Source organism: Microbacterium sp. NPDC090003 (assembly GCF_044748385.1).
GTDB lineage: Bacteria > Actinomycetota > Actinomycetes > Actinomycetales > Microbacteriaceae > Microbacterium.
In genome coordinates this window covers 252,769-274,443 of record NZ_JBIVFW010000002.1, presented here as the reverse complement: position 1 = coordinate 274,443, position 21,675 = coordinate 252,769, and the positions used below count along the sequence as shown (strand labels likewise).

Below are 21,675 nucleotides of genomic sequence, written 5' to 3'. Positions count from 1 at the left end.
GCCCAGGTTAGGACGGCAGCGGCCACTCGGCCGCGCGCCACTCCCACCACGCGCCGAGCGGGTCGGCCGCAGCGCGCACCCGACCGTCGAGCGCGACCGCGAACCCGGCCCACCTCTCCGCGTCGATCGGCGGCTCCCAGACGTCGAGCAGGCCGGGCGGGTCGATCGTCACCCAGCGGGCGGTGGACGCACGGATGCGGGCGACCAGAGCCGCCCGCTCCGAACGCGGAATGTGCACGAGAACCCCGGGGGTGGTGATCACGAGCGTCGCATCGGTCGGCGCCTCGTCGACGAGGGCATCGAGGCGTTCGAGCGCATCGCCGGCGACGAGCGTCGGCGGATCGGCTGCCGCGATGTCGAGCGCTGCCGCGATGCGCTGCTCGCGACCCGTCTCCCCCGGCCACACGAGCCCCTGCAACCACCGACGATCGTCGGGATCGCGGGCATCGAGGGGTGCGAGGTCGATCCCCGCGCGCCACACGATCTCCGGCAGCCGCAGCTCCGGCAGCTCCCCGGCGACCCGACTGGCGAGCACGACCGACGAGACCCCGTCGCGCGGGTCGAGCGCCAGCCGCAGCTCGCCGTCGGGCCCGGTGACGCGGTACGAGTAGCGATCCGGGTACAGGCAGAGGCCCGCGGATGCCCCGATCTCCAGCAGCGCGATCGGGCCGTCGATCTCCGACAGCACCGGAAGGAGCGCGGCGAGCCGGAGAGGTTCGTTGGTCTGTAGCGAGCGCGCGGAGCATTCGGCGACGACGGCATCCGCGTTCCGCAGCACGAACTCGCGCCACACCGCGTATCCGTCGAGCGATGCGCCGAGCAGCCGGGTCACCGCGAAGACGAGCGGTGGCTGGCGCCGGTTCTCGGGGATGCGTGCGAGCACTTCCTGCACCGCCGCATCGCCAGCGACGCCCGCAGCCCACTCCGCATACAGCGCACTGCGGCCGGGGGCCTCGTTCTCGGCGAAGCGCGTGTAGCGCTCGCGAACAGCATCCGTCATCCCTCCATTGTGGATGCACGCACCCCGGCGCCCCGCGACGGGGGAGAATGGAGGGGACCCCAGGAGGACTCATGTCGTACAGCGTGGAAAAGACCGAAGACGAGTGGCGCGAGGAGCTCGGCGACGACCAGTACGCGGTGCTGCGCCAGGCGGCCACCGAGCGCGCCTGGACCGGTGAACTGCTCGACGAAGGACGTGCCGGCCTCTACACCTGCGGGGCGTGCGGAGCCGAGCTCTTCCAGAGCGGCACGAAGTTCGATTCCGGCTGCGGATGGCCGAGCTTCTACGAGTCGATCCGTCCCGAGGCGGTCGAGCTCATCGAGGACACCTCGCTCGGCATGGTCCGCACCGAAGTGCGCTGCGCGACGTGCGGTTCGCATCTGGGCCATGTCTTCCCCGACGGCTTCGGCACCCCGACCGGAGACCGCTACTGCATGAACTCACTGGCGATGAACTTCACTCCCGAGGCCCCCGAGGCGTGAGCGCGCTCGACGCCGTCCGCTCGCGGCAGTCCTGGTCGAAGGTCACCGAGGAAGCGCCCTCCCGGGAGGAGCTCCTGCCGCTGATCGCCGCGGCCGGGCGCGTGGCCGACCATTCGTCGCTGCGGCCGTGGCGACTGATCGAACTGCGCGGTGACGACCGGCTCGCCCTGGGCGCCGCGATCGCGAAGGCCGAGGGCGAGAAGAAGCCGTCGACCAAGCCGTTGCGCGCCTCGCTGCTGATCGCGGTGGTCGGAAGCTACCGCACGAACCACAAGGTGCCGGTGTGGGAGCAGGAGGCGGTCGCCTCCGGTGTCGCGCACACGCTGAGCCTGCTGCTCGACGAGGCCGGGTGGGGCGTGTTCTGGCGCTCGGGCGGATACACGCGGTCGAAGGCGGTCGCTCGGGCGCACGGGCTGGCGAAGAACGAGGTGCTGCTGGGATGGCTCTACGTCGGCGGCAAGCCGGCGAAGTCCCCGGGGCGGCGCACGCCCGTCGACGCCGACGCGATGCTGACGCGGATGCCGACGGACGGGGCGCCGAAGGGCGCGAAGTCCGGGAAGAAGAAGAAAGAGAAATGATCAGCGGCGTCGGCGCACGACCGCCACGAGCACGGATACCGCGGCGATCACCACCATCGTGATGATCTGCCAGGTCGCAGGTCCCGCCTCGGTGGGCCAGATCAGGTCGATCGCGACCGCGGCGACGAGTTGCCCCAGCACCGAACCGAGCCCGAGCAGCAGCACCCCGGTGTGCGCAACGAGGAACGCGCCGAGGAAGATGTAGACGACGCCGAGGAAACCGCCCGTGTACAGCCACGGTTCGGCGGGCAGGGCGTGCGGGGTTCCCTGCACGCCGACGCTGATCGCGGCGGCGACGGCGAGCACCACGGTGCCGGCGATGAAGCTCGTCATGGTCGCCACCATGGGCGATGACACCCGCTGCGCGAGTCGCCCGTTGACGGCCTGCTGCCACGCGATCCCCACGCCGGCGGCGAACGGGAGCACGAGCATCCACAACGGGGCGGTGCGCAGCACGTCTCCGCCCAGGGAGACGCCGACGGCCACCAGCGCGAGCGCGGCCCCGGCGACGCGCCCCATCGTCACGGCCACGACGCCTGCGGGCCCGAAACCGATCCGGTCGAGCACGAGTCCGTGCAGGGTCTGCCCCGCGACCACTCCCACGGTGAACAGCGAGACCCCGAGCACGGCGGCGGTGAGCCCCTGCGTCGAGACGGTGAGCGCGCCGCAGGCGCCGCCGAGGAGCATCCACGGCGGGATGGTCCTGCCTCGGACTCCCCGGACGAGCCGAACCATACCGGCGCGACCGGACGGCAGGGAGGCGGTGATGACGGCAAGGACGGCCGTGCCGATGGCGAAGGAGACGAGACCGGCGACGACCCCGTCACCCAGACGGATGCCGAGGACGCCGTTGATACGCGCCTGGATCGCGGTCATCACGCCGATCGCCACGGCGCCGCCGATCGCGAGCGGCGCGGGGAGCGAACGGGTCGGAGTCACTCGTTTCACGGTACCGGATCCCCCCTCCCACCCCTGACGGATGTCGGCGCCCCGGACTAGCCTGTGGGCATGTGCGCGAGCTATGGACTGGATCCCCGATTCACCGACGCCGAACTGCTGGCCGAAGCCGACGCCGACGTGCTCGACGGCCTGCGTCAGTGGGCGCAGCAGAACGCGGGCGAGACCCTGCGCCCGACCGGCAAGAACCTCCGCAACCTCAATCCCGTCGTCGTCGATGCCGACGGCCAGACCACGCTCGAGCCCGCGTGGTGGGGGTTCCTCGTCGACGGTGAACCCGCGAAGTTCCCCTCGATCAACACCCGCTCCGAGCGCCTGCAGGAGCGCCCCGGCTCTCTCAAGACCCGCGCACTGGTGCCCGCGACCGGCTGGTTCGAGATGAAGAAGCCCGAGCGCGTGTGGCACGAGTTCGGTATGGGCGAGGGCACCCTGTTCGGCATGGCGGCGGTCACGCAGCGCGGCCGCACCGCCGACGGTGAGTGGTTCACCTGCTACTCGATCGTGATGCGTCCGGCTCCCGCCCACCTCGCCGGCGTGCACGACCGCATGCCGGTCCTCATCCCGACCGCCTTCGCCCACGAATGGCTCACCGCCCAGGGAGATCGCGAGCTCATCGACGAGGCGCTGCTGGCGGCGGCATCCCTCGACGATCGCGTCGCCGTCGCCGCGCGATCCGACGACAAGGGCACGGACCGGCTGTTCTGACGATGGATGCCGATGCCCTCACCGCCACGGCGGCCGAACGCGCCGAAGAACTCCCCGGCGCAGAGCTCACGAATCCCTTCGGGCCGGAGTGGGACGTCTACAAGGTGCGCGGACGCGTCTTCCTGCTCCTCCCCCTCGACGGCACGGGGCGGGTGACCGTCAAGTCGCATCCCGACGACGCCGTCGCCCTGCGCGAGACGTTCGCCGACATCCTGCCGGGCTACCACATGAACAAGAAGCACTGGATCTCGCTGCGCCCGGGCCCGTCGCTCGAACCGGGGCTCGTGACAGAGCTGGTCACCGAGTCGTACCTGCTGGTCGTCGAGAAGCTGCCCCGAGCACAGCGCCCCGTCGATCCCGAGCTGTTCGCGCGACCAGCCCCGTGATCCCGCCGGATCCTAGATCCACCCCTTGTCGCGGGCGACGCGCGCCGCCTGTGCGCGGTTCTCGGTCGCCGTCTTGCCGATGGCCGACGACAGATGGTTGCGCACCGTTCCGGCCGACAGGAAGACCTCGGCGGCGATCTGCGCGATCGCACGCCCGTCCGCCGACAGCCGCAACACCTGCTGCTCACGCTCACTCAGAGGGTTGGCGCCCTCGAACAGCGAGGCCTCGGCGAGAGCGGGATCCACGACGCGGAACCCGTGGTGCACCCGCCGGACCGCGTGCGCGAGTTGCGTGGCCGGCGTGTCCTTGGCGATGAAACCGCTCGCGCCCGCGTCCAGCGCCTGGCGCAGATACCCGGGGCGCGCGAAGGTCGTCACGATCAGCACGCGCGTCGACGGACTCACCTCGCGCACGGCACGCGTCGCGGCCACCCCGTCGACGCCGGGCATCTGGATGTCCATCAGGCACACGTCGGGCTGGGCCTGAGCCGCTCTGTCCGCCGCCTCCGCACCGTCGGACGCTTCGGCGACGACCGTCAGATCGTCCTCGAGTTCGAGGAGGGCACCCATCGCGCCGCGCACGAGGGCCTGATCATCGACGAGCAGCAGTCGGATCGGTTCGGTCACCAGGTCACGCTCACTCTCGTCCCGCCGCTCGGGGCATCCTCCACGGCCAGCACGGCCCCCGCCGCCGCGGCGCGTTCGGCCATCCCCCGCAGACCGTTGCCCGCGGGTCCCCGTGCGCCGCGCCCATCGTCCTCGACGGCCACCACACCGGGAGCCATCATGATCCGCACCCGCCGCGCCTTCGCGTGACGCAGGATGTTCGTCGTCGATTCCCGCACGATCCACCCGGCGGGCAGAGCCTGCGCAGGTGACAGCGCCGCCGGGTCGCCTTCGACCTCGACGCGCAGCCCCGCCGACTCGAGCGCGACCGTGCTGGCATCGATCTGCTCCGCCAGCGCGACACTGCGGATGCCGGTGACGGTGCTGCGCACGCCGGCGATCGCCTCGCCCGTGAGATGCACGATCTGTGCCAGTTCGGCCTTGGCGCGCTCGGGATCCTGGTCGACGAGGCGTTCGGCGAGCTCGGCCTTGAGCTTCACGGCCGTGAGGGCGTGCCCGAGCAGGTCGTGCACGTCACGGGCGATCGAGGTGCGCTCCTCACTGGTGGCGAGATCCATCCGCACTTTGTCGGCGTCGACCGAGCGTCCGATCAGCCAGGTGTTCACGGTGTTCACCACCGCGATGAGCAGCACGATGACGAGGATCTGGAAGTGGTCGCCGAACCTCCCGGTCACGACGACGGCCGCCGTCGTGACCGCGATGCCCGCGAGGGTCGTCGCCCAGTGCCAGATTCCACGCAGGCCGTAGCTCGCGTACGACATGAGGTACGGCAGGAAGCTCAGCGCCTGCGTCTCGATCGCCGGGATCGTCGCGAGCGCGCACGCGAGCTGCACCCAGAACAGCGTGCGCACGATCGGGCGGGGCCGCCCCCACGACGAGCGCATCCCGATGACGAATCCGACCACGTACACCACGGCGAACGTCACCAGTCCCGCCCAGCCGAGCACGACCCATCCGGTCGCGGCAGCCGAGGCGAGCAGCGCCAGTACCGGGTAGACGAGGAACACCATCCAGACGACGGCCATCAACCATCCCCAGCGCTCCCAGGGGCCGGTGTGCGCCGGGGTCTCGGCAGCCTCGGTGGTCATCGGCCCAGCCTAACGACGGCGCCGAGACCGCAGCACGCCGAGACGCACGAGCGCGGCGAACAGCACGGCCCAGACGACGACGTTCAGCAGCACGGCCCAGAGCGGGTCGGCGCCGCCTGCCACGAGGGTGCCGTCGGTGGCCGGCCAGCGCACGAGCGCGACGTAGCCGTACATCGGCGTCCACTTCGCGATGTCGAGCATCGCACCGTCGAGCGGGATGAAGACGTTGCCGAAGAAGCCGAAGAAGGTGATCGAGATCGAGGCGAGAGCGGCGGCCGAGTCGGAGTTGAAGGCCAGGCCGACGCCGAGGCCGAACAGTCCATAGATCAACCCGAGTCCCAGGGTGATCCCGGCGGCGGCGAACCAGCGCCAGGTGTCGGATGCTTCGGCACCCGTTGAGAGGCCGGCCGCGTAGACGAAGAGCACGGCGAGCGCCGAGAACGACACCGCGGCGAGCACCTTGGTCACCGCGTATCCCGCCGTCGAGAGCGGGGTGAGCGCGAGCTGGCGCCCCCACCCCTGCCCGACCTCGGACGCGGCGAGCGAGCACAGCGAGCTCATCGCGGTCGCCGTGCCGTAGGCGCCCATCGACACCATCACGTAGAACGAGACATTCGCGTCCCCCACACTCTGCGAGGCGTACGACATGCTCGCGCCGAAGAGCAGATACATGGCCACCGGCATCGCCAGGGTGAAGGCGAGCGTGTACGGGTTGCGGACCTGCCGCACGATCTCGGTGCGGTAGAGCGCGGGGGCGACGAGCGCGGTCATGACGGGTCCTCCGTGAGCGAGGTGAAGGCGGATTCGAGGGTGGGCGCGGTGATCTCGAGATCGCAGGCACCGAGCGACAGCAGCCGGCCGGCGAGCAGATCGGATGCCTCGGTGCGCACCGTGAGCCGATCGGCGTCGGTCGACACCTCGGCGACGGAGACGTCGCCGCGGAGCTCCGCGGCGAGCGCGGCGACGCCGCCGGGGATCGTCGCCGAGACGGTGCGGCCGCCCAGCGACGCACGAAGGCGGGCGGTGGTGCCATCGGCGACCACACGGCCGTGGTTCATGACGATCGTGCGACGCGCGAACTGCTCGGCCTCTTCGAGGTAGTGGGTGGCGAACACGATCGTGCGGCCGGCGTCGGCATCCGCCCGCATCGCCTCCCAGAAGCGGCGACGGGCGGTGACGTCCATCCCCGCGGTCGGCTCGTCGAGCACCAGCACGTCCGGGTCCGGCAGCAGCGCGAGGGCGAACTTCACGCGCTGCTTCTCGCCTCCCGAGCATTTGCCGACGCGGCGGCGCGCGATGGCGGCGAGGTCGGCGCGTTCGATGACCTCGGAGATGCGGCCGGAGGCTCCGTGCAGCCCGGCGACGACCGAGATCGTCTCGCGCACGGTCAGGTCGGCGAGCAGTCCCCCGGTCTGCAGCACCGCCGCGAGGCGTCCGGCGGTGACCGCGCGGTGCGGATGCGTTCCGAGCACGCGCGCCGTGCCCTCGTCGGGTTCGGCGAGTCCGAGGAGCACGTCGATCGTGGTGGTCTTGCCCGCGCCGTTCGGGCCGAGCAGCGCGACCACCTCGCCGCGTTCGATTCGCAGGTCGACATGATCGACCGCGACGATCCGGTTCGCGCCGTGCCCGAAGCGACGGACGATGCCGGTGAGGTCCACGGCGGGCACCGGTTCTGCGGGAGGGCGATCGGCGGGGGCGACGAGGGGCTGGCTCATGCTCCCAGTGAAGCGCCACGAGCACGGCCCGCACCGGATGGGGATGTCACGCGATGCGGATGACATCCGTCATGTTGCCGGCGCGGTGTTCGCCGGCCCTCACCCGAGCGTCGGCATCCGTTCGCAGGGTGTCGCCCCGGAATGACCCGTTCTCGTCGGCTACTCTGCATCGGGTGACCGTGCAGAGTACCGACGAAGAACAGCACCTCCGGCGAGCGCTGAGCAACCGCCACATCCAGCTCCTCGCCATCGGCGGGGCGATCGGCACCGGGCTCTTCATGGGCAGCGGCAAGACCATCTCGGTCGCCGGGCCCTCGGTGATCTTCGTCTACATGATCATCGGGTTCATGCTCTTCTTCGTCATGCGGGCGATGGGCGAGCTGCTGCTCTCGAACCTCAAGTACAAGTCGTTCAGCGATTTCGCCAGCGACCTGCTGGGGCCGTGGGCCGGGTTCTTCACCGGCTGGACGTACTGGTTCTGCTGGGTGGTGACGGGCGTCGCCGATGTCATCGCGATCGCCGGGTACACGAACACCCTCATCCCCGGCATCCCGCTGTGGATCCCGGGGGTCGCCGTGGTCGTCATCCTGCTCGCGCTCAACCTCCCCACGGTCGCCGCGTTCGGTGAGATGGAGTTCTGGTTCGCGCTGATCAAGATCGTGGCGATCGTCGCCCTCATCGTCACGGGTCTCGTGATGATCTTCACCGGATTCACGCACGACGCCGGTACCGCGTCGTTCGCGAACCTCTGGAGCCACGGCGGCATGTTCCCGCACGGGTTCATGGGGTTCGTCGCCGGTTTCCAGATCGCGGTCTTCGCGTTCGTCGGGATCGAGCTGGTCGGCACCGCCGCGGCCGAGACGAAGGACCCGAAGCGGAACCTGCCCAAGGCGATCAACGCCATCCCGATCCGCATCCTGCTCTTCTACGTCGGCGCCCTCATCGTACTGATGGCGGTGACCCCCTGGACCGAGTACGTCGCCGGCGAGAGCCCCTTCATCGCGATGTTCGCCCTGGCGGGCCTCGGCATCGCCGCGACCGTCGTGAACCTGGTGGTGCTGACCTCGGCGATGTCGAGCGCCAATTCGGGCATCTACTCCACCTCGCGCATGGTCTTCGGACTCGCGCAGGACGGTGACGCGCCGAAGCTCTTCGGTCGCCTCTCGAAGCGCCGCGTGCCCCAGAACGCGCTGTTCCTCTCCTGCATCCTTCTGCTCTCGGGTGTCGTGCTGCTCTACGCGGGGGAGGACATCGGCACCGCCTTCGACATGGTGACGACGGTCTCCGCCGTGTGCTTCATGTTCGTGTGGACGATCTTCCTGCTCAGCTACGTCGTCTACCGCCGCCGTCGCCCGGAGAAGGCCGCGACCTCGGCCTTCCGGATGCCGGGCGGAGTGTTCATGGTCTACGTCGTGCTGGCGTTCTTCGTCTTCATCCTCTGGGCGCTGACCACCCAGCCCGACACCCTCACGGCCCTGCTCGTGACACCGATCTGGTTCGCGCTGCTCGTCGTCGCGTGGTTGTTCGTGCGCCGCTCGCCGACCCATCTGCAGCGGCACGCGGCCCACATCGCGCACCTGCGCAGCGACGATGAGGGCGACGACGCCGCGTCAGCGTCGTAGCTCCCCGCGAATCGCCCAACGCCCCGTCGCCTGGTGGAACTGCAGCTGAGCGAGCAAGGGCGAGGCGTCGTACCTCCGGATGTTGAGGCTCAGCCGCACCCCGCGCGCGGTGCGCACCGTGAGCATCGGCCCCTGATCCGAGCGCCGCACCGAGTAGTCGGCGATGTCGGAGTAGCGGAAGCTGCGCGTGGCGCCCGCGAGGGTGCGGAACGTCACCTCCTCGTCGCCGAACGCGACGTACCAGTTGCGGTACATCACGAGGAAGAGGATGCCGCCGCCGAGGATCGCGAACGAGGCGATCGCCATGGCTGTGCGATCATCGTCGCGCGATGCGTCCGAGAGCAGGATCATGGGGATGCTGAGCAGGAGCAGAGTCCACCCGCCGATCGGCAGGATCTTCATCAGCCGAAGACGGCGCGGATCGCGGCGGTCACGGTTCGGGTGCTTTCGGGCGTAATGCGCCGCCTCGACGGCCAGCCACCCCGCGATCGCGGCGACCGCGATGTGCACGACGACCGCCAGCATCCGTTTCTCCTCTCCGGAGCGCGATGCGCTCCCTTTTCCTTGACGAGCACTGCCCAGGAATCCGTCGGACACAGCCGGTAGAATACTGGGTGTGCACGGTGCACGCTGCGGCCGGGACGACCCGGATCGCGTCATCACCCGGGGACGGCCCCGCGAAGGAACCGGATGATGATCCCCACCGCTGTCAGACAGTTCGTCGGACGACCCGACATCGCCCGCATCGCCCTGGGCTGGGGCGCCTACCTCGTCGTGCTGCTGGCGCATCCCCTGCTCGCGGCGCCCGTCGCCGTCCCCCTGCTGATCATCGCGCTCGGGGTGATCATCGGAGTGATCCTGGTGTGCGCGTTCGGCGTGGTGAAGCAGGCCGAGGCCCTCGCCCATCGCCTGGGCGACCCGTACGGATCGCTCGTGCTCACCCTGTCGATCGTGCTCATCGAGGTGATCCTCATCTCGGCCGTGATGCTCGGGCCGGGCGAGCACGCCACTATCGCCCGCGATTCGGTGATGGCCGTCGCCATGATCATCCTGAACCTCGTGATCGGTCTCGCACTGCTCCTCGGCGGCATCCGCCACCGCGGCATGGCGCACAACCGCACGGGAACCTCGGCCTACCTGGCGATGCTCGTGGTTCTCGTCGCGCTCGCGTTCGCCCTCCCGGCTCTCATCGGCCGCGACGGCTCGTACACGCTCGGCCAGGAGATCCCGATCGTGATCCTGACCCTCGGGATCTACGCATTCTTCCTCTTCCGGCAGATGGGGGCGCAGGCGGGCGATTTCACCGAGGTCGACGAACGCCTGCGGCGACGGACGGATGCCGCGGACGCGGCGTCGCGCACCGGCATCCGCGAGACTCTCGCCGCGCACCGCACGGAGGTCCTCGTGCGCCTCGCCCTGCTCGTGGTGACGGTCACCCCGATCGTGCTGCTCTCGCACGACATGGCGGCGCTCCTCGATGACGGCCTCGGTCGCCTCGGCGCCCCGGCCGCTCTGGCCGGCGTGCTGATCGCGGCGATCGTGTTCCTGCCGGAGTCCCTCACCGCGGTGCGGGCCGCCCTCGGGGGCGAGGCGCAGCGGGTGGTGAACCTCTGCCTCGGGGCGCTGGTGTCGACGGTCGGGCTCACCATCCCCGCCGTCCTGGTCATCGGCATGCTCACCGGCCAGACCGTGGTACTGGCCGAGTCTCCGGCGAACCTCCTGATGCTGGGCGTGACACTGCTGCTCTCGGTGACGACGTTCGCGGCGAAGCGGGTGACGGCCGTGCACGGCGCCGCGCACCTGGCGGTCTTCGCGGTGTACGTGCTCGTGCTGTTCAGTTGACCACGCAACTTTGATTTCTCCGTAATTACGAACTATTGCTACGGTGTAGCCATGGGACGTGACGCGCTGCACGCGATAGAAGCCCGGGTCGACGCCCTCGAACGCGAACTCGAGCGATTGCGGGTCCGGGTCGGGGAGCCGTCGGCCGACGCCTCGACCGTGGCGCCGGAACCGGGCGCTGCGACATCCGACCCCGCCGCCGATCCGCTCTGGTTCGTCAACGAACTCGGACGCCGGGCTCCCGGCGCCGTGATGATGGCGGGTGCCGTCGAGGTGCCCGCCGGGCCCATCCGCTGGCAGTACGGCCTCTACGCGGAAGAGCTCCTCGGCAAGGAGTGGAGCGAACTCGCTCGACCCCTCGAAGCGCTGGGGCACCCTGTGCGTCTCGAGCTCGTGCGTGTCATCCTCGCCGGCACCCAGACCACGGCCGAGCTGCTCGAACTGGAGCAGTTCGCCTCATCCGGCCAGCTGTACCACCACCTCCGCCAGCTCGTGAGCGCGGGGTGGCTGTCCTCCCCGCGCCGCGGTTTCTACGAGGTGCCGGCGGCGCGCATCGTGCCGCTCCTCGTCCTGACCATGATCGCCTCGAGCTGAGGAGCAGCCGCACCGTGACCTCCCCCACCCCCGCACTCACCGATCCCACCCCGACAGCGGCGTCGACATCGCCTGCGCGACGCTCCCCCGGCCCCGTACTCGGCGTCCTGGCGGGTGCCGCGGTCGCCGCGATCGCCCTCGGCGCAGCCGTCGGGCCGCAGCAGCAGACCGTGAGCTCGGTCTGGACCGGCGACGAGACCCTGGCGGAGAGCATCCGCACTCTGCCCGGAGGGCTCGACGGATTCCGCTCGCTGTCGGTCGCAGAGATCGATGGGGACGGCATCGTCTTCGCGGGTCTCGGCGACACCGATCCCGCACACCCGGGGGCGCCCGGGCCCGACACCGTGTTCGAACTCGGCTCGATCACGAAGACGTTCACCGGAGCGCTGTTCGCCGACGCGATCGAACGCGGTGAGGTGGCCCCCGACGATCGCCTCGCGCAGCACCTCACGGCCCTCGAGGGAACGGCCGCCGGCGATGTCACCCTCGCGTCCCTGTCGCAGCATTCCTCCGGACTCCCCGGGCTGGGCGCGACGGCCGCCGACGGCGCGGCGACCAGCCTGATCCTCAACGACAACGCCTATGCGTCGACGACCACGGCGCAGCTCATCGCCGACGCGGCCATCGCCCCCGTCGACCCCGACCAGGGCGCCGTCTACTCGAACTTCGCCGTCTCGCTCCTCGGAACCGCCCTCGTCGAGGCGGCCGGTGCCGGTGACTATGCGACTCTGCTCGACGAGCGCCTCCTCGGCCCGCTCGGGATGGACCACACCACGGTCGCCGCGACGGCCGCGGAGGTGCCGGCCGATGCGGTTCCGGGTTTCCTCCTCAACGGCACACCCGCACCGCGCTGGTGGGGTGAGGGATATCTGCCGGCGGGGTCGTCGACGTTCACCACGGCATCCGACCTGGCGATCTGGGCGCAGGCCAATCTCGACGGCTCGGCGCCGGGCGCGGCCGCACTCGATCCGACGGCTCCCATGGGAGCGGAGGGCGAGATCGGCTGGGGCTGGATCACCTCTCCGTCCTTCGACGGAGACGGCACCCAGACCTGGCACAACGGTGGCACGGCGGGCTTCCGCACGATCCTCACGATGGACCGCGACGCCGGCACGGCCTTCATCGCCCTGTCGAACACCGTCGCGACCGTCGACTACGTCGCGATGTCGCATCGCTCGGGTGCGCCGATCCCCGGCCCCGCCGAGCCCTATCTGATCCTGGGATGGTCGGTCTTCGGCATCGCGCTGGCGCTCGGTGTCGTCGCGCTGGTCCGCGCCCTCCGCGCGAAGGCGCTGCTCCCCTCGCTCAGCGACCTCGTCTGGGCGCTCGCCGGGCTCCTGCTGCTCTGGCACAGCGGCCCGTGGTTCGCGGTCGGCGGGTGGCTGTGGGGCGTCGCTCTCGCGCCGACCCTGGCGGCGGTCGGACTGCTCGTACTGCGCGGCCGCTCGCTGCCGTTCCTCCCCGCGCGTCGACGATGGTTCTGGTGGCCGACCGCGGCCCTCGGCGTCGCGGCCGCGGTCGGCGTCACCTTCCTCTGGTGAGGATGCCGGTGGCCGTTCAGGCCTGCGCGGGAGTCCACTCCGAGACGCGGTCGAGCGTCTGCACCTCGTCGGCGCTCAGCTCGAGGCGGGCGCCGGCGAGGAGGTCGGGAACCTGCTCGACCGTGCGGGCGCTCGCAATGGGAGCCACCACCGTCGGCTGCGCGCGCAGCCAGGCGAGCGACGTCGCGGCGATCGAGGCGCCGTGCGCGGAGCCGATCTCCTCGAGCGCGTCGATGATCTTCAGCCCGGCGGGAGTCGCGTACTTGGCGGCGCCCTCGGCTCGGGGCGAGGACTGCCCCGAGGTCTCGGTGGAGCGGTACTTGCCCGTGAGGAAACCGCTCGCCAGCGAGTAGTAAGGCACGAGTCCGAGGCCGAACTCCTCGGCCAGCGGGATGATCTCGTTCTCGACGTCGTTGCGGTGCACGAGGTTGTAGTGCGGCTGAACGGCGACGGGCAGCGCGGCACCGGTGCGCTGGGCGATCTCGATCCACTCGCGGATGCGGTCGGCGGAGTAGTTCGACACGGCGACGTTGCGCACGAGGCCGTCGGTCACGAGCTGGCCGAACGCACCGACCGTCTCCTCGAGGGGCACGCTGTCGTCGTCGAAGTGGGCGTAGTAGAGATCGATCGCATCGACGCCGAGGCGCGCGAGCGATGCCTCGGCGGCCCTGCGGATGTTCGCCGCCGCGAGCCCCCGGAACTCCGGGTGCGTGCTCACCTTCGTCGCGACCGTGACGCCCTGCGGCTTGCGCGACGCCAGCCACTCGCCGATGATCGTCTCACTCTCGCCGCCGGAATTCCCGGGCGCCCACGCGCTGTAACCGTCGGCGGTATCGACGAAGTCGCCGCCGCCCGCGACGAAGGCGTCGAGCACCGCGAAGGATGTGTCGCGGTCGGCCGTCCAGCCGAAGACATTGCCACCGAGCGAGAGCGGGAAGACATCAAGGTCGCTGTTTCCGATACGAGTCATGCTCGTCGTAACCGACGGATCCCCTGCACTATTTCCGATTCGATGGCCCTCGCGCCGATCCCGTGAATCGCGCGCACCGTCGCATAGCATTCAGGAATGCGCCGTTCTGCCGTCGTCCCCCTGATCGCCCTCGTCGCGGTGCTCTCCGGCTGCACGGGAACGCCGATCCCCGCGTCCTCGGCGACGCCGGCCCCGACGCAATCGGCGACCGCCGCGCCCACCTCCACGGCCGCACCGGCTCCGTCGTCCAGCCCGTCCACGGCGCCCGCGCCGTCGTCGCCGCCCGTCGCGTCCGATCCCAGCGACGGCGAGCTCGTGCGGATGTGCGTCGAGAAGGTCGACGCCTACGCGGGCGGCGCGACCTATGCGAGCGATCAGGGCACCGTCGAATGGCTGGCCGAGCAGGCGACGTGGTTCGTGGTCGTGCCCACGGATCGCGCCGGCACCGAGGGCGCGGCCGTCTGCGGCGTCGAGAAGACCTCCACCGGCCCCGACATCACGACCTACGGCGAGACCATTCCGAGCGGCGTCGACGATCAGCGGGCGGAGCTGCTGCGCGGAGAACACCCGCACGAGTGATCGCAGTACCCTGCGATTCCTGAGAGCCGACTACGGGACTCGAACCCGTAACCCCCGTATTACAAGTACGGTGCGCTACCAATTGCGCCAAGTCGGCGGGTGCCACCAGCTTAGCGATGGTGGCGGAGGCCTTCCGACCTACTCGGCCGGAGTCTCGGTCGGTGTCGGCGTGGGCGTCGCGGTGGCCTGGTAGTAAGCGTCGCTGGCGACAGTGAGCACGAACTGCGAGAACTCGGCCGGGTCGTCGAGCGCACCGACGTATGCCTCGCCGTTGGCGACGATCATCGGGGTCGACGCGAGCACGAGGTCGTCGGAGCCGGGCAGCGGGCCCTCGAGTGCGCGGGTCGTCGCCTCCTTGGCCCAGGTCAGGTAGTCGCCGTCCTGGATGCAGTTGCGCACGGTCTTGGTGTTGTCGACGCCGACGGCACCCGCGAGGTCCGCGAGTTCGCTGTCGGACAGCCCGTCGGTGTTCACCTCGGGCTGATTGTCGAGCAGGTCGTGGTTGAAGGCGTAGAACTGCTCGGGCGAGTGAGTCGCGACGCAGGCGGATGCCGCGGCGGCGCGCAGCGAGTACTTGGTGCCGTTCGAGCTCGCGGTCAGCAGGGCGACCGGGTGATAGGTCACGGTGACCGCACCCTCGCTGATCCAATTGGTGAGCTGGCGGGCGTTGGCGCGCTCGAACTCACCGGCGTCGTCGGACAGATAGTCCACGTAGATGTGGATGTCGACCTTCTGGGCCGTCGTCGGCTGGGCCGTCGGTTCGGCGGGCGCCTCGCCCGCGGCCTCGGAGGGGTCGGGGGTGGGTGCCGCCGTACCGGCGTCGGATGCCGCGGACGCCGAGAGCTCGGAGACGACCACGCCGTCGCCGTCCATGCCGGTCGGCGAGAGCTGGGGCTTCGACACCTGCGCCGAGACCGCCAGGGTCACGGCGGTGCCGATCGCACCGACGGCCACCACCGCGAGCGTCCCGATGATGATCCGTCGCATGATGCGCGCACGGGACTGCTGCGCATGCACTCGCTGTGCCTTCTCCCGCACGGCCTCGCGGGAGTTGCGAGGGGTGGGGACGTTCGGCGTTTCGTCGCTCGACATCGTTCCTCTTGAAAGTCTCACGGGGGCAGGGTGGCCCCGATCATCGGATATCGGATAGGCGACGATCGCCGCGTTGCACGGCCGGGTTCGATGCTAACCACCGCACCTGAGAAATACCCAGATGCCGCGGGCCATGTCATACTGAGAGCGACCCAACGAGGGGTCACGGCGGGTCGAACCGCCGCATCCATCACTACGGATCGTCCGGCACGTACCTGCCGGTGAAGGAGAAACACAATGGCATCTGTGACTTTCGACGAGGCCACCCGCCTCTACCCGGGCGGCACCCGTCCGGCCGTCGACAAGCTCGACCTCCAGGTCGCCGACGGCGAGTTCCTCGTCCTGGTCGGACCGTCCGGTTGCGGTAAGTCCACCTCGCTCCGCATGCTCGCCGGCCTCGAAGAGGTCAACGCGGGCCGCATCCTCATCGGCGACCGCGACGTCACCGACGTGCCGCCGAAGGACCGCGACATCGCGATGGTCTTCCAGAACTACGCGCTGTACCCGCACATGACGGTCGCCGAGAACATGGGCTTCGCGCTCAAGATCGCCGGCGTCGGCAAGGAAGAGCGGGCCACCCGCGTGCTCGAGGCCGCCAAGCTGCTCGACCTCGAGGAGTACCTGACCCGCAAGCCGAAGGCCCTCTCGGGTGGCCAGCGTCAGCGTGTCGCCATGGGTCGCGCGATCGTGCGTCAGCCCCAGGTCTTTCTCATGGACGAGCCGCTGTCGAACCTCGACGCCAAGCTGCGTGTCCAGACGCGTACGCAGATCGCATCGCTGCAGCGCCGCCTCGGCGTCACCACGGTCTACGTCACGCACGACCAGACCGAGGCCCTCACCATGGGCGACCGCATCGCGGTGCTCAAGGACGGTCTCCTGCAGCAGGTCGGCACGCCGCGCGACCTGTACGAGAAGCCGAACAACGTCTTCGTCGCCGGCTTCATCGGCTCCCCCGCCATGAACCTGTTCACGGCGGACCTCGCCGAGGGCGGCGTGCGCTTCGGCAGCGAGGTCGTGCCGCTCGAGCGCGACGCGGTCGCCGGTGCGAACGGCACGCAGGTCACGGTCGGCGTGCGTCCCGAGGACATCACGGTCGGACCGGCCGACGGCAAGGGCCTCTCGGTCGTCGTCGACCTCGTCGAGGAGCTCGGCGCCGACGGTTACCTCTACGGCCACACCGACATCAACGGCAAGCGCACCGACCTCGTCGCGCGCGTCGACGGTCGCAGCCACCCGAACGCCGGCGAGACGGTCACCCTCGCCGCCAACCCGGGTCACGTTCACGCGTTCGACCTCGAGTCGGGAAGCCGCCTGAACACGGCTCCGGTCGTCTCGGCCTGATCGCACACACCACTCGCGGCGCGGGTCGACTTCGGTCGCCCGCGCCGCGTCTGCGTCCACCCCGACCTCCCAGGAGCGCCATGCAGGAATCGCTGCGCATCACCGCCAGCACCGTCGACCCCGGCCTCCTCGGCCTCCCCTGGTCGACGACGCTGGCCCGCTGGCCCTCCGAGCACATCGTCTCGCTCCCGAAGGGGCTGTCACGGCACCTCGTGCGCTTCGCCGATCTGTCGGGGCGCGTCGTCGCGGTGAAGGAGACCACCGAGGAGATGGCGCGTCGCGAGTACGAGATGCTCGGCAACCTCGCCCGCCTCGACGTGCCCTGCGTCGACCGTGTCGCCGTCATCGCCGGTCGAACGGATGCCGACGGCGAACCCCTCCCCGCCGCCCTGGTCACCTCGCACCTGCGCTTCTCGATGCCGTACCGCGCGCTCTTCACCCGCGTGCTGCGCCCCGACACCGCCACCCGACTCGTCGATGCCCTCGCCCTCCTGCTGGTGCGCCTGCACAACGTCGGCTTCTACTGGGGCGACGTATCCCTGTCGAACACGCTCTTCCGCCGAGACGCGGGAGCGTTCGCCGCGTACCTCGTCGACGCCGAGACGGGTGAACTGCACGAAGAGGGGCTGACCGACGGGCAGCGCGCCTACGATCTCGATCTCGCCCGCACGAACATCGCCGGCGAGATCATGGACCTCGCCGCCGGCGGGCGGCTCGAGAACGGTGTCGACGCGGTCGCGATCGCCGACGGCATCGTCTCGTCGTACCGCTCGCTGTGGGCCGAGCTGACCGCGCAGGACTCCTTCTCGGCCTCCGAGACCTGGCGCATCACCGAGCGCGTCGAGCGGCTGAACGCCCTCGGTTTCGACATCGACGAGATGTCGATGACGACCACGGGCGACGGCGCCATCGTCGAGATCCAGCCGAAGGTCGTCGACGCCGGCCACCACCAGCGCCGACTCATCCGCCTCACCGGTCTCGACGTCGAGGAGAACCAGGCACGTCGCCTGCTCAACGATCTCGACGAGTTCCGCGCGCGTTCCACCAAGCAGTGGGCCGACGAGGAGATGTACGCGCACGAGTGGTTGACGCGCGTCTTCGAGCCGGTCGTGCGTGCGATCCCCTACGACCTGCGCGCGAAGCTCGAGCCCGCGGAGGTGTTCCACCAGGTGCTCGAGCACCGGTGGTACCTGTCGCAGGCGCAGGGGCGCCCCGTGCCGCTCGCCGAGGTGCTGACGAGCTACATCAACGAGGTGCTCCGGCACCGTCGCGACGAGGCGACCATCATGGGCCCTCCCACCGAGACGATGAGCCTTCCCGTCATCACCGGCGCCACGCGCACGACGGACGACGACGAGGACGGCGACATCGACTGGCGCGATCTCGTCTGATCCTCCGGGGGCGATGCCCGTTCGTGGTCAGTAGCCGACGGTGAACCGCTCGCGGTGGTGGTTGCCCTGCTCGATCTCGTCGACGACCGCGACGGCGAAATCGGCGCCCGAGATGAAGGACTTGCCGTCGGCGTCGCGCACGAGCACGTCACCGCCGTCGCGGTAGTGACCGGTGCGCTCGCCCTCGGCCCAGGGCCCGAAGACCTCGGCCGGGTGCACGAAGAACCAGTCGAGCGCGGCATCCGTGCTCTCGAGGAACGCGAGCGAGTCGATTCCGACCTGCGCCTCGTGCTTGTACTCCTCGGGGAAGTCCCCGTCGAACAGCCGCGGGCCGCCGGGGGCGACCAGGCTCCCTCCCGCTCCCCCGACCACGCCGAGGCGCGTGCCGGTGCCGCTGAGCTGTCGGGCCACACCCTCGAGCGCGTCGAGCACGCGATCCTCCATGTCGCCGCGGGGCGAGAGCGCCGAGACCACGGCATCCGCTCCCGCGAAAGCGCCGGCGAGAGGAGCGAGGTCCAGCACGGAGCCCTGGATGTACGCGACGCCCTCCACGGCATCCGTCGGCACCGAGCGCGACACCGCGACGACCTCGTGACCGCGGCTCACCGCCTCGGCCGCGATGTGATGACCGGCGTAGCCGGTCCCTCCCAAGACGACGATGCGGCTCATGCGGACTCTTCCCTTCGGATCCTGCGGCGACTACTTCGTGGAGCGGATGGTCGCGACCTGGTACAGGGCGACGGAGGTGGCGATGCCGACGTTCAGCGACTCGGTGGCCGTGGAGATCGGGATCGAGACGATCTGATCGCAGGTCTCGCGGACGAGGCGCGAGAGGCCCTTGCCCTCGGCTCCGGCGACGATGACGACCGGACGATCGGCGAGCTGGAGCGCGGGCAGGTCGACGTCGCCGTCGCCGGCGAGGCCGAGGATGAACACGCCCTGCTTCTTGAACTCCTTGAGCTGCGTGGTCAGATTCGTCGCGAGCGCGACGGGAAGCCGGGCAGCGGCCCCGGCGCTCGTCTTCCAGGCGGCGGAGTTCACCCCCGCCGAACGGCGCTGCGGCAGGATCACGCCGTGGCTGCCGAAAGCGGCCGCCGATCGGATGATCGCGCCGAGGTTGCGGGAGTCGGTGATGCCGTCGAGAGCGACGAACAGCGGCACCTGCCCCTTGTCGATCGCCTTCTCGAGCAGATCCTGCGGGTGCGCGTACTCGTACGGCGGCACCTTGATGGCGACGCCCTGGTGCACGCCGTCGAATCCGGCCATGCGATCGAGCTCCTGGCGCGTGACCTCGAGCACCGGGATGCCGCGGTGCGTCGCGATCGAGAGCATCTCCTTCACGCGGTCGTCCATCTCGACGCGCTGCGCGATGTAGAACGCCGTCGCCGGGATCTTCGCACGCAGTGCCTCGAGCACCGAGTTGCGGCCGGTGACGACCTCGGTCTCCGTCGTGTTGTCCTTGGAGCGCGCCGACCGGTTCGGGTTGCCGCCGGCGGTCTGCCGCTGGCCCGGCTTGCCCTTGCCGCCGGACGCGGCGTAGCGCTCGGCCGCGGCCTTGCGCTTGCCGGCGGGGTGCCAGGCGCGGTCCTCGGCCTTCGGCGTGGGTCCGCGTCCCTCGAGCGCCTTGCGCCCGAGGCCACCGGTGCCCTTGGTGGGGCCCTTCTTGTTGCCCTTGTTCGCGCCCGGGCGCTGTGGCTTAGCCATCGATACTCCAATGAGTTCCGGCCGGAGTGTCCTCCAGCATGATTCCTGCGGCTGCGATCGCGTCACGGATGCGATCGGCTGCCGCCCAGTCCTTGTCGGCACGCGCCTCTGCGCGCTGGGTGATCATCGTCTGGACGAGTGCGTCCAGTGCGGCGGCCTCGGCTCCCCCGCCGGTGCCGTTCCACTGCTTCGAGTGCGGATTGATCCCCAGGACGAGCGTCATCTGAATGACGTCCATCACGTCCTGCCTCGCCTCATCGTACTTGCCGGCGTCGAGGAGCGCATTTCCGGAGCGGATGCTCGTATGGATCGCGGCGAGCGCCCGGGGTACCGAGAGGTCGTCGTCCATGGCCTCCACGAACTCCTGCGGGAGCCCCTCCTTCGCCTGGCCCCAGCCCGGCTTCGCGAGCCGCTCGCCCCGTTCGAGGAAGGTGCGGATGCGTCCGAGCGCGGCCTCCGCCTCCGTCCACGACGACTCCGTCAGGTCGAGGCTCGAGCGGTAGTGCGCCGCCGCGAGGGCGTAGCGCACGACGAGCGGATCGCGGGCGGCGAGCACGTCGGCGGCCAGCGTGAAGTTACCGAGCGACTTCGACATCTTCTGCCCGTTCACGGTGACCAGACCGTTGTGCACCCAGTACCGCGCGAACGCGTCTCCCGCGGCGGTGGACTGAGCCAACTCGTTCTCGTGGTGCGGGAAGCGCAGATCGAGTCCCCCGCCGTGGATGTCGAACTCCGCTCCGAGGTAGCGCTTCGCCATCGCGGAGCATTCGATGTGCCAGCCGGGCCGGCCTTCGCCCCAGGGAGATGCCCACCGGGCATCCGCGGGCTCATCGGTCTTCGAGCCCTTCCAGAGGGCGAAATCCTGGGGATTGCGCTTGCCACGGGGGTCGGCGTCCTCCGCGGCCTCCATCGCGTCGATCGACTGGTGCGTCAGCGCGCCGTAGTCGCTCCACGAGCGCACGTCGAAGTACACGTCGCCCGAGCCATCGGCGGCCGGGTACGCGTGGCCGCGCTCGACGAGCAGCGCGATGAGTTCCTGCATCTGCGGGACGGATGCCGTCGCGCGCGGCTCGTACGTCGGGGGCAGGATGCCGATGCCGGCGTAGGCCGCGGTGAACTCCCGCTCGATCCGATAGGCGAGGGCCCACCAGGGCTCCGTGTCGGTGGCGTTCGCGAGCACCTTGTCGTCGATGTCGGTCACGTTGCGCACGAAGGTGACGCGTCCGTGCCGCTTCTCGAGCCACCGGCGCAGCAGGTCGAAGCTGAGCGCCGCGCGGACGTGCCCGATGTGAGGGCCGGACTGCACGGTCGGACCGCATACGTACATCGTGACGTTTCCGGGGTCGAGCGGCACGAAGTCGCGCAGGTCCTGCGCACGGGTGTCGTAGAGGCGGAGAGTCACCGCTCAAGCCTACTCGGCCCGCCCCTACGCGCCTCGAGAGTGACGCGCAGGCCCCGGTC

Annotated in this window: 23 protein-coding genes and 1 tRNA gene; 11 read left to right on the top strand and 13 right to left on the bottom strand. The window is 70.1% G+C overall.

Annotated features, from left to right (window positions below; all coding sequences use genetic code 11):
- Positions 1–7: 7 nt before the first annotated feature.
- Complete coding sequence (locus ACIPVN_RS14240) at positions 8–1,000, bottom strand: DUF2332 family protein (protein ID WP_400444023.1); 993 nt, start codon at positions 998–1,000, stop codon at positions 8–10.
- Positions 1,001–1,071: 71 nt separating this feature from the next.
- On the opposite strand from ACIPVN_RS14240, the gene msrB reads away from it, so the two are divergent.
- The gene (msrB, locus tag ACIPVN_RS14235; protein WP_400444020.1) at positions 1,072–1,482 is read left to right on the top strand and encodes a peptide-methionine (R)-S-oxide reductase MsrB; all 411 of its coding nucleotides are present in this window, start codon (positions 1,072–1,074) and stop codon (positions 1,480–1,482) included.
- Complete coding sequence (locus ACIPVN_RS14230; RefSeq protein WP_400444017.1) at positions 1,479–2,060, top strand: nitroreductase family protein; 582 nt, start codon at positions 1,479–1,481, stop codon at positions 2,058–2,060. The genes msrB and ACIPVN_RS14230 overlap by 4 nt, the downstream gene beginning before the upstream one ends.
- On the opposite strand, the gene ACIPVN_RS14225 is transcribed toward ACIPVN_RS14230, so the two are convergent.
- Positions 2,061–2,999, bottom strand: coding sequence for a DMT family transporter (locus ACIPVN_RS14225; RefSeq protein ID WP_400444014.1), 939 nt, complete (start codon positions 2,997–2,999; stop codon positions 2,061–2,063).
- 69 nt (positions 3,000–3,068) lie between these two features.
- Between ACIPVN_RS14225 and ACIPVN_RS14220 the strand changes: the two genes are divergently transcribed.
- Complete coding sequence (locus ACIPVN_RS14220; protein ID WP_400444011.1) at positions 3,069–3,722, top strand: SOS response-associated peptidase family protein; 654 nt, start codon at positions 3,069–3,071, stop codon at positions 3,720–3,722.
- Positions 3,723–3,724: 2 nt separating this feature from the next.
- Positions 3,725–4,108 carry an MmcQ/YjbR family DNA-binding protein gene (locus ACIPVN_RS14215; protein WP_400444008.1) on the top strand — a complete coding sequence of 128 codons (384 nt, stop codon included), beginning with the start codon at positions 3,725–3,727 and terminating at the stop codon, positions 4,106–4,108.
- A gap of 12 nt (positions 4,109–4,120) precedes the next feature.
- Here the strand turns inward: ACIPVN_RS14215 and ACIPVN_RS14210 are convergent, their stop codons facing one another.
- The 4 genes from ACIPVN_RS14210 to ACIPVN_RS14195 are packed head-to-tail and all read right to left on the bottom strand — an operon-like array spanning position 4,121 to position 7,538.
- The gene (locus ACIPVN_RS14210) at positions 4,121–4,735 is read right to left on the bottom strand and encodes a response regulator (protein ID WP_400444005.1); all 615 of its coding nucleotides are present in this window, start codon (positions 4,733–4,735) and stop codon (positions 4,121–4,123) included.
- Positions 4,732–5,823 carry a sensor histidine kinase gene (locus tag ACIPVN_RS14205; protein WP_400444002.1) on the bottom strand — a complete coding sequence of 364 codons (1,092 nt, stop codon included), beginning with the start codon at positions 5,821–5,823 and terminating at the stop codon, positions 4,732–4,734. The genes ACIPVN_RS14210 and ACIPVN_RS14205 overlap by 4 nt, the downstream gene beginning before the upstream one ends.
- A gap of 9 nt (positions 5,824–5,832) precedes the next feature.
- Entirely contained in the window at positions 5,833–6,594 is a 762-nt protein-coding gene (locus tag ACIPVN_RS14200) for an ABC transporter permease (RefSeq protein ID WP_400443999.1), read from the bottom strand.
- Entirely contained in the window at positions 6,591–7,538 is a 948-nt protein-coding gene (locus ACIPVN_RS14195; RefSeq protein ID WP_400443996.1) for an ABC transporter ATP-binding protein, read from the bottom strand. The genes ACIPVN_RS14200 and ACIPVN_RS14195 overlap by 4 nt, the downstream gene beginning before the upstream one ends.
- Positions 7,539–7,711: 173 nt before the next feature.
- On the opposite strand from ACIPVN_RS14195, the gene cycA reads away from it, so the two are divergent.
- Positions 7,712–9,160 (top strand): D-serine/D-alanine/glycine transporter, encoded by a 1,449-nt coding sequence (cycA, locus tag ACIPVN_RS14190; protein WP_400443993.1) that lies wholly within the window; start codon positions 7,712–7,714, stop codon positions 9,158–9,160.
- Here the strand turns inward: cycA and ACIPVN_RS14185 are convergent.
- Positions 9,149–9,685, bottom strand: coding sequence for a hypothetical protein (locus ACIPVN_RS14185; RefSeq protein WP_400443990.1), 537 nt, complete (start codon positions 9,683–9,685; stop codon positions 9,149–9,151). The genes cycA and ACIPVN_RS14185 overlap by 12 nt on opposite strands.
- Positions 9,686–9,850: 165 nt before the next feature.
- Between ACIPVN_RS14185 and ACIPVN_RS14180 the strand changes: the two genes are divergently transcribed.
- From ACIPVN_RS14180 to ACIPVN_RS14170, 3 genes are read left to right on the top strand one after another with little or no spacing between them, the layout of a single operon-like run.
- Complete coding sequence (locus ACIPVN_RS14180) at positions 9,851–11,002, top strand: calcium:proton antiporter (RefSeq protein WP_400443988.1); 1,152 nt, start codon at positions 9,851–9,853, stop codon at positions 11,000–11,002.
- 51 nt (positions 11,003–11,053) lie between these two features.
- On the top strand, positions 11,054–11,596 hold the full coding sequence (locus tag ACIPVN_RS14175; protein ID WP_400443985.1) for an ArsR/SmtB family transcription factor: 543 nt from the start codon (positions 11,054–11,056) through the stop codon (positions 11,594–11,596).
- 14 nt (positions 11,597–11,610) lie between these two features.
- Positions 11,611–13,137: a serine hydrolase domain-containing protein gene (locus ACIPVN_RS14170; protein ID WP_400443982.1), complete on the top strand. Its 1,527-nt coding sequence runs from the start codon at positions 11,611–11,613 to the stop codon at positions 13,135–13,137.
- A 16-nt stretch (positions 13,138–13,153) separates the two neighbouring features.
- On the opposite strand, the gene ACIPVN_RS14165 is transcribed toward ACIPVN_RS14170, so the two are convergent.
- On the bottom strand, positions 13,154–14,107 hold the full coding sequence (locus tag ACIPVN_RS14165; RefSeq protein WP_400443980.1) for an aldo/keto reductase: 954 nt from the start codon (positions 14,105–14,107) through the stop codon (positions 13,154–13,156).
- Between the two features lie 96 nt (positions 14,108–14,203).
- On the opposite strand from ACIPVN_RS14165, the gene ACIPVN_RS14160 reads away from it, so the two are divergent.
- Positions 14,204–14,686 carry a hypothetical protein gene (locus tag ACIPVN_RS14160; protein ID WP_400443977.1) on the top strand — a complete coding sequence of 161 codons (483 nt, stop codon included), beginning with the start codon at positions 14,204–14,206 and terminating at the stop codon, positions 14,684–14,686.
- Between the two features lie 24 nt (positions 14,687–14,710).
- Here ACIPVN_RS14160 and ACIPVN_RS14155 read toward each other — a convergent pair.
- Together ACIPVN_RS14155 and ACIPVN_RS14150 are read right to left on the bottom strand one after the other, a co-directional pair.
- A tRNA-Thr gene (locus ACIPVN_RS14155) sits at positions 14,711–14,783 on the bottom strand.
- A gap of 41 nt (positions 14,784–14,824) precedes the next feature.
- Positions 14,825–15,778: a DsbA family protein gene (locus ACIPVN_RS14150; RefSeq protein WP_400443974.1), complete on the bottom strand. Its 954-nt coding sequence runs from the start codon at positions 15,776–15,778 to the stop codon at positions 14,825–14,827.
- Between the two features lie 237 nt (positions 15,779–16,015).
- Between ACIPVN_RS14150 and ACIPVN_RS14145 the strand changes: the two genes are divergently transcribed.
- Both ACIPVN_RS14145 and ACIPVN_RS14140 read left to right on the top strand, forming a co-directional pair.
- Positions 16,016–17,119 (top strand): ABC transporter ATP-binding protein, encoded by a 1,104-nt coding sequence (locus tag ACIPVN_RS14145; protein ID WP_400443971.1) that lies wholly within the window; start codon positions 16,016–16,018, stop codon positions 17,117–17,119.
- 80 nt (positions 17,120–17,199) lie between these two features.
- A complete protein-coding gene (locus ACIPVN_RS14140) occupies positions 17,200–18,510 on the top strand; it encodes a DUF4032 domain-containing protein (protein WP_400443969.1) in 1,311 nt (436 codons plus the stop codon).
- A 27-nt stretch (positions 18,511–18,537) separates the two neighbouring features.
- On the opposite strand, the gene ACIPVN_RS14135 is transcribed toward ACIPVN_RS14140, so the two are convergent.
- The 3 genes from ACIPVN_RS14135 to cysS are packed head-to-tail and all read right to left on the bottom strand — an operon-like array spanning position 18,538 to position 21,616.
- Positions 18,538–19,179: an NAD(P)-dependent oxidoreductase gene (locus ACIPVN_RS14135; protein WP_400443966.1), complete on the bottom strand. Its 642-nt coding sequence runs from the start codon at positions 19,177–19,179 to the stop codon at positions 18,538–18,540.
- A gap of 30 nt (positions 19,180–19,209) precedes the next feature.
- Positions 19,210–20,214 (bottom strand): 23S rRNA (guanosine(2251)-2'-O)-methyltransferase RlmB, encoded by a 1,005-nt coding sequence (gene rlmB, locus ACIPVN_RS14130; RefSeq protein WP_400443963.1) that lies wholly within the window; start codon positions 20,212–20,214, stop codon positions 19,210–19,212.
- Positions 20,207–21,616, bottom strand: a complete 1,410-nt coding sequence (gene cysS / locus ACIPVN_RS14125; protein WP_400443960.1) for a cysteine--tRNA ligase — start codon at positions 21,614–21,616, stop codon at positions 20,207–20,209. The genes rlmB and cysS overlap by 8 nt, the downstream gene beginning before the upstream one ends.
- Between the last annotated feature and the right edge of the window lie 59 nt (positions 21,617–21,675).

What these genes read in the sequence shown, in the direction of transcription:
- ACIPVN_RS14240 (WP_400444023.1), bottom strand. Translation starts at nt 1,000, where the DNA reads ATGACGGATGCTGTTCGCGAGCGCTACACGCGCTTCGCCGAGAACGAG.
- msrB (WP_400444020.1), top strand. Translation starts at nt 1,072, where the DNA reads ATGTCGTACAGCGTGGAAAAGACCGAAGACGAGTGGCGCGAGGAGCTC.
- ACIPVN_RS14220 (WP_400444011.1), top strand. Translation starts at nt 3,069, where the DNA reads ATGTGCGCGAGCTATGGACTGGATCCCCGATTCACCGACGCCGAACTG.
- ACIPVN_RS14215 (WP_400444008.1), top strand. Translation starts at nt 3,725, where the DNA reads ATGGATGCCGATGCCCTCACCGCCACGGCGGCCGAACGCGCCGAAGAA.
- ACIPVN_RS14205 (WP_400444002.1), bottom strand. Translation starts at nt 5,823, where the DNA reads ATGACCACCGAGGCTGCCGAGACCCCGGCGCACACCGGCCCCTGGGAG.
- ACIPVN_RS14200 (WP_400443999.1), bottom strand. Translation starts at nt 6,594, where the DNA reads ATGACCGCGCTCGTCGCCCCCGCGCTCTACCGCACCGAGATCGTGCGG.
- ACIPVN_RS14195 (WP_400443996.1), bottom strand. Translation starts at nt 7,538, where the DNA reads ATGAGCCAGCCCCTCGTCGCCCCCGCCGATCGCCCTCCCGCAGAACCG.
- ACIPVN_RS14185 (WP_400443990.1), bottom strand. Translation starts at nt 9,685, where the DNA reads ATGCTGGCGGTCGTCGTGCACATCGCGGTCGCCGCGATCGCGGGGTGG.
- ACIPVN_RS14180 (WP_400443988.1), top strand. Translation starts at nt 9,851, where the DNA reads ATGATGATCCCCACCGCTGTCAGACAGTTCGTCGGACGACCCGACATC.
- ACIPVN_RS14175 (WP_400443985.1), top strand. Translation starts at nt 11,054, where the DNA reads ATGGGACGTGACGCGCTGCACGCGATAGAAGCCCGGGTCGACGCCCTC.
- ACIPVN_RS14165 (WP_400443980.1), bottom strand. Translation starts at nt 14,107, where the DNA reads ATGACTCGTATCGGAAACAGCGACCTTGATGTCTTCCCGCTCTCGCTC.
- ACIPVN_RS14160 (WP_400443977.1), top strand. Translation starts at nt 14,204, where the DNA reads ATGCGCCGTTCTGCCGTCGTCCCCCTGATCGCCCTCGTCGCGGTGCTC.
- ACIPVN_RS14150 (WP_400443974.1), bottom strand. Translation starts at nt 15,778, where the DNA reads ATGTCGAGCGACGAAACGCCGAACGTCCCCACCCCTCGCAACTCCCGC.
- ACIPVN_RS14145 (WP_400443971.1), top strand. Translation starts at nt 16,016, where the DNA reads ATGGCATCTGTGACTTTCGACGAGGCCACCCGCCTCTACCCGGGCGGC.
- ACIPVN_RS14140 (WP_400443969.1), top strand. Translation starts at nt 17,200, where the DNA reads ATGCAGGAATCGCTGCGCATCACCGCCAGCACCGTCGACCCCGGCCTC.
- ACIPVN_RS14135 (WP_400443966.1), bottom strand. Translation starts at nt 19,179, where the DNA reads ATGAGCCGCATCGTCGTCTTGGGAGGGACCGGCTACGCCGGTCATCAC.
- rlmB (WP_400443963.1), bottom strand. Translation starts at nt 20,214, where the DNA reads ATGGCTAAGCCACAGCGCCCGGGCGCGAACAAGGGCAACAAGAAGGGC.